General features: G+C 68.7%; 11 protein-coding genes. 7 read left to right on the top strand and 4 right to left on the bottom strand.

Going from position 1 to position 11,902, the window contains the following annotated elements:
* Nucleotides 1-13 precede the first annotated feature (13 nt).
* A complete protein-coding gene (locus QZM35_RS03810; RefSeq protein WP_089427860.1) occupies nt 14-1,171 on the bottom strand; it encodes an FAD-dependent monooxygenase in 1,158 nt (385 codons plus the stop codon).
* Between the two features lie 298 nt (nt 1,172-1,469).
* Here QZM35_RS03810 and QZM35_RS03805 point away from each other — a divergent pair, with 298 nt between their 5' ends.
* The 5 genes from QZM35_RS03805 (at nt 1,470) to QZM35_RS03785 (ending at nt 7,346) form a co-directional block, all read left to right on the top strand.
* On the top strand, nt 1,470-2,222 hold the full coding sequence (locus tag QZM35_RS03805; RefSeq protein ID WP_301775415.1) for an Asp/Glu racemase: 753 nt from the start codon (nt 1,470-1,472) through the stop codon (nt 2,220-2,222).
* A gap of 27 nt (nt 2,223-2,249) precedes the next feature.
* Entirely contained in the window at nt 2,250-3,080 is an 831-nt protein-coding gene (locus QZM35_RS03800; RefSeq protein ID WP_301775414.1) for an alpha/beta fold hydrolase, read from the top strand.
* A gap of 41 nt (nt 3,081-3,121) precedes the next feature.
* Nucleotides 3,122-4,162, top strand: a complete 1,041-nt coding sequence (locus tag QZM35_RS03795; RefSeq protein WP_089432444.1) for a 2,5-dihydroxypyridine 5,6-dioxygenase — start codon at nt 3,122-3,124, stop codon at nt 4,160-4,162.
* Between the two features lie 19 nt (nt 4,163-4,181).
* Entirely contained in the window at nt 4,182-4,835 is a 654-nt protein-coding gene (locus tag QZM35_RS03790; protein ID WP_059792094.1) for an isochorismatase family protein, read from the top strand.
* A 219-nt stretch (nt 4,836-5,054) separates the two neighbouring features.
* Nucleotides 5,055-7,346, top strand: coding sequence for a xanthine dehydrogenase family protein molybdopterin-binding subunit (locus QZM35_RS03785; protein ID WP_301775413.1), 2,292 nt, complete (start codon nt 5,055-5,057; stop codon nt 7,344-7,346).
* A 73-nt stretch (nt 7,347-7,419) separates the two neighbouring features.
* Here the strand turns inward: QZM35_RS03785 and QZM35_RS03780 are convergent, their stop codons facing one another.
* Nucleotides 7,420-7,866, bottom strand: a complete 447-nt coding sequence (locus QZM35_RS03780; protein ID WP_046549825.1) for a MarR family winged helix-turn-helix transcriptional regulator — start codon at nt 7,864-7,866, stop codon at nt 7,420-7,422.
* A 533-nt stretch (nt 7,867-8,399) separates the two neighbouring features.
* Between QZM35_RS03780 and QZM35_RS03775 the strand changes: the two genes are divergently transcribed.
* Together QZM35_RS03775 and QZM35_RS03770 are read left to right on the top strand one after the other, a co-directional pair.
* Complete coding sequence (locus QZM35_RS03775) at nt 8,400-9,707, top strand: MFS transporter (RefSeq protein WP_301775412.1); 1,308 nt, start codon at nt 8,400-8,402, stop codon at nt 9,705-9,707.
* A gap of 297 nt (nt 9,708-10,004) precedes the next feature.
* Entirely contained in the window at nt 10,005-10,766 is a 762-nt protein-coding gene (locus QZM35_RS03770; RefSeq protein ID WP_089427866.1) for a DUF4397 domain-containing protein, read from the top strand.
* Between the two features lie 64 nt (nt 10,767-10,830).
* Here the strand turns inward: QZM35_RS03770 and QZM35_RS03765 are convergent, their stop codons facing one another.
* Both QZM35_RS03765 and QZM35_RS03760 read right to left on the bottom strand, forming a co-directional pair.
* Nucleotides 10,831-11,379 carry a DUF3005 domain-containing protein gene (locus QZM35_RS03765; RefSeq protein ID WP_089427867.1) on the bottom strand — a complete coding sequence of 183 codons (549 nt, stop codon included), beginning with the start codon at nt 11,377-11,379 and terminating at the stop codon, nt 10,831-10,833.
* 220 nt (nt 11,380-11,599) lie between these two features.
* A complete protein-coding gene (locus QZM35_RS03760; RefSeq protein ID WP_174971865.1) occupies nt 11,600-11,863 on the bottom strand; it encodes a hypothetical protein in 264 nt (87 codons plus the stop codon).
* Nucleotides 11,864-11,902 lie beyond the last annotated feature (39 nt).

Raw genomic sequence — 11,902 nt, 5'->3', positions numbered from 1 at the left:
CATCGCGTACGCGTCAGGCCACGGCCGCGACGCTGTTGCGCGACGGCGAGACGAGCGGCACGTCGAACACGTCGTAGCCGAACACCCACGACGGATCCTCGTTCGTGCGCAGCCACGTGTTGTTGTGCGACACGAGCTGCACCTTCGACGCACGCGCCGCGCGATTCGCCTCGTACAGCGCGAACGCACCCGCGTAGTCGCTGACGCCGACTTCATCGAGGCAGCGCGCGAGCATCGCCGCATCCTCGATCGCCATCGCGGCGCCCTGCGCCATGTGCGGTTTCATCGGATGGCACGCGTCGCCGAGCAGCACGAGGCGGCCGCGGCTCCACAACGGCAACGGATCGCGCTCGAGCAGCGGCCACTTGGTGATCGACGGCGACACGTCGATCAGGTGCTGGATGTCGGCATGGAAACCCGCGAACGCCTCGCGCATTTCGTCACGGCTGCTGTCGACCATCGACACGCCTTCGGGCCATTCGGCCTGCGGCACGCCGGTCACGTAGTAATACTCGTCACGCTTCTCGGTCACGTAGTAGACCATCATGTGGCGATCCTCCGACCACCACTTCACGCACATGTCGTACGGCTTGTTGCCGAGCAGCGACGCCGGGAACACCGCGCGGTGCGCGACGTAGCCCGTATAGCGCGGCGGTTCCGCGCCGAGCAGGTGCTCGCGGATCCGCGAATTCACGCCGTCCGCGCCGATCACGATGTCGGCCGTCTCGACGCTGCCGTCGGTGAACGTCAGGCGCACCGCGTCGCCGGTGTCCTCCACCGCCGCGAGCCGCTTGCCGAAGCGGATCGTGCCGGGCGTCACCGCCTGCGTCATCAACGCATGGAAATCGCCGCGATGCACGGTCAGGTAGCGCGCGCCGTAGGCCTTGCGCGCGTAGTCGCCGAGCGGGATCTGCGCGAGCACGTCGGCCGTCTGCCAGTCGCGGCTGTACCAGTAATCCGGATGCGAACCCATCGTCTCCAGCGCGTCCTCGCAGCCGATGCGCCGCATGATCTTCATCACGTTCGGGCCGAGGTGGATGCCCGCGCCGAGGCGCGAGAACGCCGGCGCCTGCTCGTACAGCGCGACGTCGTAGCCGCCGCGCTGCAGCAGCGCCGCGGCGGCCGTGCCGCCGAGACCGGCGCCGATGATTGCGATACGGGGTGTGCTCATGCGGATCTCCTGATCGTGGGCCCGTGGCCGAACGCGGCGCGAGAACGGGCGGATTGAATGGCGTTTATGTAGCGTACACACTCAATTTATTCAGGACAAGCGGATTGTCTTCAACGACAACGGCATTCGGGAAAACACCAATAACTCCATGAATATCCGCACCACAAAGCGATACACGCAAGATCGACGTCATTTTGATCCATTGCCATTTTCAAATGTACACACTAGACTTTGCTCGACATCCGGCGATCCCGCACCCGCGTGTCGCCCCACCCTTACCGACACGGAGCCTTCCGTCATGAGCAAGACCTACCGCATCGGCCAGATCGTGCCGAGTTCCAACACGACGATGGAAACCGAGATTCCCGCGATGCTGCGGCTGCGCGAAGCGATCCGCCCCGAGCGCTTCACGTATCACTCGAGCCGGATGCGGATGAAGAAGGTCGCCAAGGAAGAACTCGCGGCGATGGACGCCGAATCCGACCGCTGCGCGGTGGAACTGAGCGACGCGCGCGTCGACGTGCTCGGCTACGCGTGCCTGGTCGCGATCATGGCGATGGGGCACGGCTATCACCGCGTGTCGCAGGCGCGCCTGACGAAGCACACGGCGGACAACGGCGCGCAGGCACCGGTGCTGACGAGTGCGGGCGCGCTCGTCGACGCGCTGAAGGTGATCGGCGCGAAGCGGATCGTCGTCGTCGCGCCGTACATGCTGCCGCTGACCGAACTCGTGGTCGACTACATCCGCAACGAAGGCTTTGACGTGCTTGCGTACCGCGCGCTGGAGATCCCCGACAACCTCGACGTCGGCCGCCACGACCCGGCGCGCCTGCCCGACATCGTGAAGACGCTGCCGTACCAGGACGCCGATGCGATCGTGCTGTCCGCGTGCGTGCAGATGCCGTCGCTGCCGGCCGTCGCGAAGGTCGAGGCGATGACGGGCAAGCCCGTGATCACGGCCGCGATCGCGACGACCTACGCGATGCTGCGCGAGCTCGACCTCGAGCCGATCGTGCCCGGCGCCGGCGCGCTGCTGTCCGGCGCGTACTGAGCGCGCCCCTTTCGACGGAGTCCCTTCATGCCCTCGACTTTCCTGTATGGCGCGAACATCAGCGCGAACGGCATCCGCCAGCACTACCTGCGCTACGGCGGCGCGACCGGCGCGCGCGCTTCGCGACCGGCGATCGTGCTGATTCCCGGCATCACGAGCCCCGCGATCACGTGGGGTTTCGTCGGCGAAGTATTCGGCGCGGCGTTCGATACCTACGTGCTCGACGTGCGCGGCCGCGGGCTGTCCGACGCGTCGCCGTCGCTCGACTACAGCCTCGACGCACAGGCCGACGACGTCGCGGCGCTCGTCGCCGCGCTCGGCCTGCCGCGCACCAGCCTCGTCGGCCATTCGATGGGCGCGCGGATCGCCGCGCGCGCCGCGCGGCGCGGCATCCACGGGCTCGAATCGGTCGTGCTCGTCGATCCGCCCGTGTCGGGCCCGAACCGCCGCGACTATCCGGGCAAGCTGCCGTGGTACATCGACTCGATGGCGCTCGCGCGCGCCGGCACCGACGCCGAAGGCATGCGCGCGTTCTGCCCGACCTGGACCGACGCCGAGCTGCAGTTGCGCGCCGAATGGCTGCATACCTGCGACGAGCGCGCGGTGCGCGCGTCGTACGAAGGCTTTCATACCGACGATTTCCACGCGGACGCCGCGCAACTGGCCGTGCCGTCGCTGCTGATCACGGCCGAGCGCGGCGACGTGGTGCGCGACGACGATGTCGCCGAACTGCAGCGCGCGACGCCGTCGATGCGGCACGTGCGCGTGCCCGACGCCGGCCACATGATTCCGTGGGACAACGCAGCGGGCTTCTACGCGGCGTTCGGCGACTTCCTCGGCGCGCCGCTCGCGGCCTGACCCTGACCTCACTTCCCCTCACGCCTTTACCGGAGCCGACGATGCCAGTCAGCGATTCCCAACTGATCGACGCGTGGAAGCAGGTGCTCACGCTGTCGCGCCTCGAACCGGGCCAGACCGTCACGATCCTGACGAGCGCGGCCACCCATCCGCAGACGCTGTCGTGCGCGCTGATCGCGACGCAAACGATGGGCGCGATCGTCAACCGCCTCGACCTGCCGCCGGTGAACGGCGACAAGGCGTTCAGCCGCGACCCGCTCGCCTATCTCGGCACGACGCCGCTGACCGGCAACAAGGCCGCGATCGCCGCGCTGCGCGAGAGCGACCTCGTGCTCGACCTGATGACGCTGCTGTTCTCGCACGAGCAGCACGAGATCCTCAAATCCGGCACGAAAATCCTGCTCGCGGTCGAGCCGCCCGAAGTGCTCGTGCGGATGGTGCCGACGCTGGCCGACCGCACGCGCGTGCTCGCCGCGGCGAAACGGATCGCCGCCGCCCACGAGATGCGCGTGACGTCGGCGGCCGGCACCGCGCTCGTGTGCCCGCTCGGCGAGTTCCCGCCGACGGCCGAATATGGCTTCGTCGACGCGCCGGGCCGCTGGGACCACTGGCCGAGCGGCTTCGCGCTGACCTACCCGAACGACCGCACCGCGCGCGGCACGATCGTGATCGACCGCGGCGACATCCTGCTGCCGCAGAAGCACTACGTGCGCGAACCGATCGCGCTGACCGTCGAAGGCGGCTATGCGACGCGCATCGAAGGCGGCGTCGACGCCGACCTGCTGCGCGACTACATGGAGACCTTCGCCGACCCCGAAGGCTATGCGATCTCGCATATCGGCTGGGGGCTGCAGCCGCGTGCGCGCTGGTCGACGCTCGGGCTATACGACCGCGAGGCGACGATCGGGATGGACGCGCGCGCGTTCGAGGGCAACTTCCTGTTCTCGCTCGGCCCGAACAACGAAGGCGGCGGCAACCGCACGACCACCTGCCATATCGACATCCCGCTGCGCCGCTGCACCGTAGAACTCGACGGCGCGACCGTCGTGCGCGACGGCCGCGTGACCGACCAACCCGCCTGACCGACGAGCCCCCGACACCATGAACGATCTTTCCCGTCACGCCGAAGCGAACGTCTATCGCCAGCAGGGCTTCGGCACGCCGCTGCCGCCGCACGGCAACCTCGGCCTGCTGATCGTCGACTTCGTGGTCGGCTTCGCCGATCCCGCGACGTTCGGCGGCGGCAACATCGCGCCGGCGATCGCGCGCACGACGCGTGCGCTCGCGCTCGCGCGCGAACGCGGCTGGCCGGTCGCGCACAGCCGCATCGTGTACGCGGACGACGGCAGCGACGACAACGTGTTCTCGCTGAAGGTGCCCGGCATGGCGACGCTGACCGAGCACCACCCGAACAGCGCGATCGTGCCGGAGCTCACGCCCGCGCCCGGCGAGCTCGTCGTGCGCAAGACGGTGCCGTCGGCATTCTTCGGCACGCAACTGGCGCCGTGGCTCGCGCAGCGCGCGGTGCAGACGCTGCTCGTCGCGGGCGCCGTGACGAGCGGCTGCGTGCGCGCAAGCGTCGTCGACGCGATGTCGCACGGGTTCCGCCCGCTCGTGCTGGCCGACTGTGTCGGCGATCGCGCGATCGCGCCGCACGACGCGAACCTGTTCGACATGCAGCAGAAATACGCGGCGGTGATGCCGCTCGACGATGCGATCGCGGCGATCGATGCGGTGCAGGCACGCGCACGCTGAATCGTCACGGCGGGCCGGCGGCTTGAACAGCCGACGCCCGCCCGCGCGATTGACGCTGCGCTTTTGGCGACCTAGATTGGGGGCGCGCGCACTCGCGACGGTCACCGTCATGACTCTCGACGCACACCGCGAACAGGACGCCCGGACCGCCGGCGGCCTCGCGCCGCGTACGCTGCATCCGGCCGCGCGCCGCCTCTCCCTCGACAGGATCCTTCATCCGTGAACCGCTCCGAACTGCTCGCGCGCAACGGCTGCCTCACCGTGATCCGGCCGCCCGCGCCGCCCGTCAAGCCGGCACCCGGCCAGCCGGGCAGCCTGTCGTCCTACGTGCCGGCGCTGCCGGAAGTATTCGTCGCGATCCTCGACGACGGCCGCATCCTCGCGTTCAACGGCCACGTCGATCTCGGCACCGGCATCCGCACGTCGCTCGCGCAGATCGTCGCCGAGGAGCTCGATGTGCCGGCCGCGCGCGTGACGATGGTGCTCGGCGACACGGCCGCGACACCGAACCAGGGCCCGACCATCGCGAGCGCGACGATCCAGATTTCCGCGACGCCGCTGCGCTGTGCGGCCGCGCAGGCGCGGCATGCACTGCTGGCGCTCGCGGCCGAACGCTTCGGCGTCGATGCGGAACGGCTGGCCGTCGACGATGGAACGATTTCGTCCGATGGACAGGCGATCACGTTCGCCACGCTCGTCGCCGCGCACCGGATCGCGCTGACGCTGGACCTGAACACCCGCACGAAAGATCCCGCCCTGTACCGGATCGTCGGCAAGTCGTCGCCGCGCGTCGACCTGCCCGCGAAGGCAACCGGCCAGCTCACGTTCGTGCACGACATGCGCGTGCCGGGCATGCTGCACGGCCGCGTCGTGCGGCCGCCCTATGCGGGGCATGACAGCGGTTCGTTCGTCGGGGGGTCGCTGATCGACGTCGATCGCGCATCGGTGGCCGACGTGCCGGGGCTCGTGGCCGTCGTCGCGATCGGCGATTTCGTCGGCGTGGTGGCCGAGCGTGAAGAACACGCGATCCGCGCGGCGCGCCAGTTGCGCGTGACATGGCGTCCGCTCCCCGCGCTGCCGCCGCTCGACGAACCGTCTGCCGCGATCGCCGCCGCGCCGGCCAAACGCCGCGTGCTGCTCGACGAAGGCGACGTCGACGCGGCGCGAGCGCAGCCCGACACGATCACGCTGTCGCGCACCTACGCATGGCCGTTCCAGATGCACGGCTCGATCGGCCCGTCCTGCGCGCTCGCCGACTATCGCGAGCCGGGCAACGGCCGGATCACCGTGTGGTCCGGCACGCAGAATCCCGTTTCGCTGCGTTACGACCTCGCGACACTCGTCGCGCGCGACGAAGCCGATTTCGACGTGGTGCGGATGGAAGCGGCCGGCTGCTACGGCCGCAACGGCGCGGACGACGTGTGCGGCGACGCGCTGCTGCTGTCGCGCGCGGTCGGCCGCCCTGTGCGTGTGCAACTGTCGCGCGCGGACGAACATCTGTGGGAACCGAAAGGCGCGGGCCAGCTGATGCAGGTGACAGGCACCGTCACGCGCGACGGCCGCCTGCTCGGCTACGACTTCACGACGCGCTATCCGTCGAACGACGCGCCGCTGCTCGCGGCGCTGCTGACCGGCGCGATCGCGCCCGCGCCGCGCGTGTTCGAGATGGGCGACCGCACGGCCGTGTCGCCTTACGCGAGCCCGCATCGCCGCTTCGTCTGCGAGGACCTTGCCCCGCTCGTGCGTGCGTCGTGGCTGCGCGGCGTGTCGGCATTGCCGAACTCGTTCGCGCACGATGCGTTCGTCGACGAATGCGCGGCGCTGACCGGCGTCGACCCGCTTGCGTTCCGGCTGCGCCACCTGCAGGACACGCGCGCGACCGAACTGCTGCAGGCCGTGGCCGATCGCGCGGGCTGGACGCCACGCGTGCGGCGCACGCCGCATGATGAACCCGAGCCGTCGCGGCTGGTGCGCGGCCGCGGGATCGCCTACGCGCGCTACGTGCACAGCCGCTTCCCCGGCTTCGGCGCGGCGTGGTCGGCATGGGTCGTCGACCTGAGCGTCGATCGCGTGTCGGGCGAGATCCGCATCGAACGCGTCACGGTCGGCCAGGACACGGGCACGATGATCAACCCCGACGGCGTGCGCCACCAGATCCACGGCAACGTGATCCAGGTATTGAGCCGCACGCTGAAGGAGCGCGTGCGCTTCGCCGACGGCAAGGTCGCGTCGCGCGAATGGGCGAGCTATCCGATCCTGACCTTCGCGGAAGTGCCGGACGTCGATGTGGTGCTGATGCCGAGGCAAGGCGAGCCGCCGCTCGGCGCGGGAGAATCGGCGTCGGTGCCGGGCCCGGCCGCCGTCGCGAACGCGTTGTTCGATGCGACCGGCGTGCGGTTCTACGCGCCGCCGTTTACGCCGGAGACGGTCCGGGCGGCGTTACGCGACGCGGGGCGGTTGATGACGGCCGACGCGGCTGGCGCGCAAGTGGCAACCACCGGCACGGCTTAGAGGCTACAGACTTCATCGCTGAATCGAGCCCGCCGACAGAAGGGCATGACTGCCGTCCCGCGCGCGACACGCATCACGCGTCGCCGTCTTCTTCCATCATCTTGCGCAGCAGGAACTGCAACGCGACCCGCTCGCCCGGATTGAGCGCGCCATACGTGCGCTCCGTCACCTGCCGCGCGAACGGCACCGTGCGGTCGATCAGCGCGAGGCCGGTCGCGGTGGCGCGCACGATCAGCTTGCGGCCGTCGTTCGGATCGGGCAGCACCTCGATCAGCGCACGCGCCTTCAGCCGGTCGACCACGCCGCGAATCGTCGCCTGGTCGATCGCGGTCGCCTTGACGATGTCGTTCAGCGAGCACCCCTGGCGCTCCTTGACCGCGCACAGCGTGACGAACTGCGCGGCCGTGAGATCCGAATCGGGGATCGCTTCCTGGAAGATCGACACATGCCGCTGATACGCGCGGCGCAGCAGGTGGCCGACCTGATCGTGAAAGTCGTAGGAATCCTTCGAAGACGCCATGAAAGTGCAGGCCCGCGCCGCATGTAAGGGAAAGACAAGCAGTGTACACCCTCAATTTGGCACGACCGGCAGCCGGGGGCCGCTTCATTGCGGTGCATCAGGATTCGCGGCACCCGGCGCGCCGCGTGCCTGGCGATCGCCTGACCGCTGCGCGTTGTCCGCAGAGTACCGCGCAGCGACGGCAGGCAATGCGCGTTCGAACCCGCTGCCGCGCACGTGCTTGCGTGCATCGGCAGACTTTCGTGCACACACTGTATTTTTAAGCGCATACGCACGAATTTTGTGCATGACCTTGCGCGTTGTCGCCCTCTTTAAAAACGCGTTCATTTCCCCAAAAAACCTCATCAAACACGCGGCTTTTCTCACGCAAACGCTTGCCTTTGCGCGGCCGGAATCATGCCTGTGCGCTTCGGTATTTTCTAGTGTGTACGCTATTTAATTGCCGTGATATACAGACTCCAGAGCGCAGCGGAGCGTCCGCTCGCGTCGATCGGCCACCCATTCATCCGTCACATTCGAACAGGGGCAATCCCATGTCTACCGCACACCCGAGCGCCGCCGTTTCCCCCGACGGCGCGCTGCACGGCAATCTCTATCGCAAGGTCACGCTGCGCCTGATTACCCTCTTCTGCCTGTGCTACTTCGCGGCCTATCTCGACCGCATCAACATCGGGCTCGCGAAACTCCAGATGCTCGACGCGCTGAAGTTCAGCGATACGGTGTACGGGCTCGGCGCCGGCCTGTTCTTCGCCGGCTACATCCTGTTCGAAGTCCCGAGCAACCTGGTGCTGCAACGCGTCGGCGCGAAGCTGTGGATCGCGCGGATCATGATCACGTGGGGCCTGCTGTCGGGTGCGACGATGTTCGTGCACACGCCGATGCAGTTCTACGTCGTGCGCTTCCTGCTCGGCGCGGCCGAGGCCGGCTTCCTGCCCGGCGTGCTGCTGTACCTGACGCAGTGGTATCCCGATGCGCGCCGCGCGCGGATCGTCGCGCTGTTCATGGTCGGGCTGCCGCTGTCGAGCATGATCGGCAGCCCGATCTCCGGGTGGATCATGCGCGCGTTCGACGGCACGCACGGGCTCGGCGGCTGGCAGTGGCTGTTCCTGCTCGAAGCGCTGCCGTCGGTGCTGCTCGGCTTCGCGGTGCTGCGCTGGCTGCCGAACAACATCGAATCCGCGCCGTGGCTGAACGCCGACGAGAAGCACGCGTTGCGCGCGAACCTCGACGCCGATCCGTCCGGCAACAAGAACCATGCGCTCGGCAAGGCGTTCTCCGATCCGAAGGTATGGGCGCTCGGCCTGATCGACCTGTGCGTGCTGCTCGGCCTCTATGCGGTGAGCTTCTGGCTGCCGACGATCCTGCGCGACACGGGCGTCAAGGATGCGTATCACATCGGCTGGCTGATGGTGATCCCGAATGCCGCGGCCGTGCTCGCCACGCTGTACTGCGGCGCCAGTTCCGACCGGGCGCGCGAACGCCGCTGGCATATCGTCGTGCCGTTCATGGTGTCGGCCGTCGCGCTGGCGATCGCGGCCTCGTCGTCGCACGGCACGTTCGGCACGGTATTGCTGTTCTCGCTGATCAACGCGGGCGCGGCTGCCGCGATGCCGGTCGTCTGGGCCTTGCCGTCGACGTTCCTGAAGGGTTCGGCCGCCGCCGGCGGGATCGCGTTCGCGTGCTCGATCGCCAACCTCGGCGGGTTCGGCAGCACCTACTTCATCGGCTGGCTGCGCGACACGTTCCATTCGCAAAGCGCGGGGCTGTACGGTTTCGCCGCGTGCATGGTGGTCGGCTGCGCCCTCGCGCTCGCCTATCCGGCCCGGCTCGTGAACCGCTGACGCAGCGCGTCGCGCGCGCGACGCGGTCATTTTTACAACCGGCAACCGCGCCGAGCGCGCGGTTCGCCTCACGCCCCTCCCACCCCGCGCACGCCGCCACGCCGGCGCGTGCGCGCTGCCCGCCGTCGCTTCCGCCCCCTTCCCGACGCCGTTCGCCGCACAGGCACATCGCTTGCGTCATCCACGCGCCCGCCGCTCCGGCGGACGGCATCCTTCCTTCAATCGGCGCTGCGCACCGCGCGACCCTTCGCGCGGCGATCCCGCATCGCAAGCAGGTTCCCTGAACGAGAGGACAACATGAAATCAATACGAACGCTGGTCGCCCTTTGCTCGGTCGTTTCCGTGCTCGCAGCGTGCGGCGGCGGCGACGACGCCGGGACCGAACTCGGCATCTCGAAGCCGCAGGCGCGCTTCATCAACGCGGTGCCGGCCGGCCCGAACCTCGACTACTACCTGAACGCGAAGCTCGACCAGGGCGGTATCGCGTACAAGGGCGTGACGCGCTATCACGACGTCGACTCGGGCACGCAGAACGCGAGCTACGACGTCTCCGGCACGACGACGACCATCGCCGCGCAATCGTTCAGCGCGGCAAACGGCCATCACTACACGACGATCGCGCTGCCGAGCACGACGTCGCTGATCTCCGTGATCGACGATCCGTACGCCAAGGGCCTGCTGTCCGACAAGGCGCGCGTGCGCAGCTTCAACGCGTCGCCGAACGCGCAGAACGTCGACGTGTACGTCGTCCCGCCCGGCACCGACATCACGACGCAAAGCCCGACGCTCGCGGGTACGGCTTACCAGAACGCGGTGCCGGCATCGACGCAGGATTCGATCTACCTGAACGGCGGCAGCTACCAGGTGATCGTCACGACGGCCGGCAGCAAGACGCCGATCCTCAAGACCGCGCCGGTCACCATCAACAACAACGCCGACTGGCTGCTGCTGACGATCCCGTCGGGCGGGGTCGGCGACGTGACGCCGAACGATATCCACGTGCTGGTTGCGCAGGGCAACGACGCCGATGCGTCCGCGCAGGAACTCGGCCCGCAATAAGGACCGCGCATGATGGCGGCGGCCGGCGCGATCGTGCCGCCCGCCGCCTCGTCCCGTCACGTGGTCAGTCGTTCCGCTCCAGGACGATCACATGCTCGGCGCGCGTGCTGTCGCCGTGCTCGACGTCGACATCGCCGACATGGCGTACGCGCCAGCCCGGCCGCGTCGCGATCTGCGGCATGTTGCCGGACGGACGGCTCTCGATCCCGCCGAGCCCTTCGTCGGGCGTCTCGACCGCTTCGTCGAGCGACGCGTTCGAATAAATCACGTTGTCGTGCCACTTCGACGCGCCCGCGGCGGCTTCCATGCCCTTGCCGTCGACGTCGACCGTGTTGTCGGTCATCGCCATGTTCGCGTTGTCGAGCGTCGGGATCCGCGCGGCCGCTCGCCGCACGGGGTCGTCGCTGTCGGGCGCCTGCGTGCCGCGCTCGATCGGCGGCAGGCCGGTCGGCATTTTCCCGGCAATCTTCTCGGGGGTCAGCGGACGCTGCGCGACCTGCGCCGCCTGGGTTGCCGCATCAGGCATGTCGCCGGCCGCCGGCGTCTTCACCGGGCTCTTCTCGATCTGTTCCCGCTGCTGTTCCGGGGTCGGGTTCGATTCCGCGTTCTGCATTGCACCTCCTTGTCCGGCCGGCGCGCGCCGGCATCAGGGCTGCCGCCGCCGGTCCGGGAATCGCTACAACGGTCCTTGCAAATCTTTCATGGGCTTGGCCCGACGCGCACGTCTCCAGGCGCACGTGCCAGACCGGCACGGCACCCTTCATCCGGACGGCGCGCCCGCGCGCAGCCGGCACGACGTCCGCCCCACGCGTCAGACACGCGTCAGCCGCGCGTCAGCCGCCGCTCGCGCCGCCCGGCGCGGAAGCCGCGCCCGGCGTGCTCGCGCCGCTGTCGCCGCTGCTGCCGGCCGCCCCGCTACTCGGCGTACCCGACGGCGCGGTGGACGGTGCGGCCGACATGCCGCCCGTGGCGCTCGATTCCGAGCTTGCACCACCGTTCTCGCTCTTCTTCTGGCAGCCCGCACCTGCCGCCAGGCCCGCAATCAGGATGCCGGCGAAGACGGCTCGCGATACATGTCGAAGTGAATATCGCTGCATGACACCTCCGCTGATGTCGATGTGGATGGAACCCGCAGG

This window comes from Burkholderia sp. AU45274 (assembly GCF_030482505.1).
Classification (GTDB): Bacteria; Pseudomonadota; Gammaproteobacteria; order Burkholderiales; family Burkholderiaceae; genus Burkholderia.
This window is presented reverse-complemented; position numbering and strand designations above follow the sequence as displayed.

Excerpts from the sequence above, each read along its gene's own strand:
- QZM35_RS03790 (WP_059792094.1), top strand. The coding sequence starts at position 4,182 with ATGAACGATCTTTCCCGTCACGCCGAAGCGAACGTCTATCGCCAGCAG.
- QZM35_RS03775 (WP_301775412.1), top strand. The coding sequence starts at position 8,400 with ATGTCTACCGCACACCCGAGCGCCGCCGTTTCCCCCGACGGCGCGCTG.
- QZM35_RS03800 (WP_301775414.1), top strand. The coding sequence starts at position 2,250 with ATGCCCTCGACTTTCCTGTATGGCGCGAACATCAGCGCGAACGGCATC.
- QZM35_RS03760 (WP_174971865.1), bottom strand. The coding sequence starts at position 11,863 with ATGCAGCGATATTCACTTCGACATGTATCGCGAGCCGTCTTCGCCGGC.
- QZM35_RS03770 (WP_089427866.1), top strand. The coding sequence starts at position 10,005 with ATGAAATCAATACGAACGCTGGTCGCCCTTTGCTCGGTCGTTTCCGTG.
- QZM35_RS03810 (WP_089427860.1), bottom strand. The coding sequence starts at position 1,171 with ATGAGCACACCCCGTATCGCAATCATCGGCGCCGGTCTCGGCGGCACG.
- QZM35_RS03795 (WP_089432444.1), top strand. The coding sequence starts at position 3,122 with ATGCCAGTCAGCGATTCCCAACTGATCGACGCGTGGAAGCAGGTGCTC.
- QZM35_RS03765 (WP_089427867.1), bottom strand. The coding sequence starts at position 11,379 with ATGCAGAACGCGGAATCGAACCCGACCCCGGAACAGCAGCGGGAACAG.
- QZM35_RS03805 (WP_301775415.1), top strand. The coding sequence starts at position 1,470 with ATGAGCAAGACCTACCGCATCGGCCAGATCGTGCCGAGTTCCAACACG.
- QZM35_RS03780 (WP_046549825.1), bottom strand. The coding sequence starts at position 7,866 with ATGGCGTCTTCGAAGGATTCCTACGACTTTCACGATCAGGTCGGCCAC.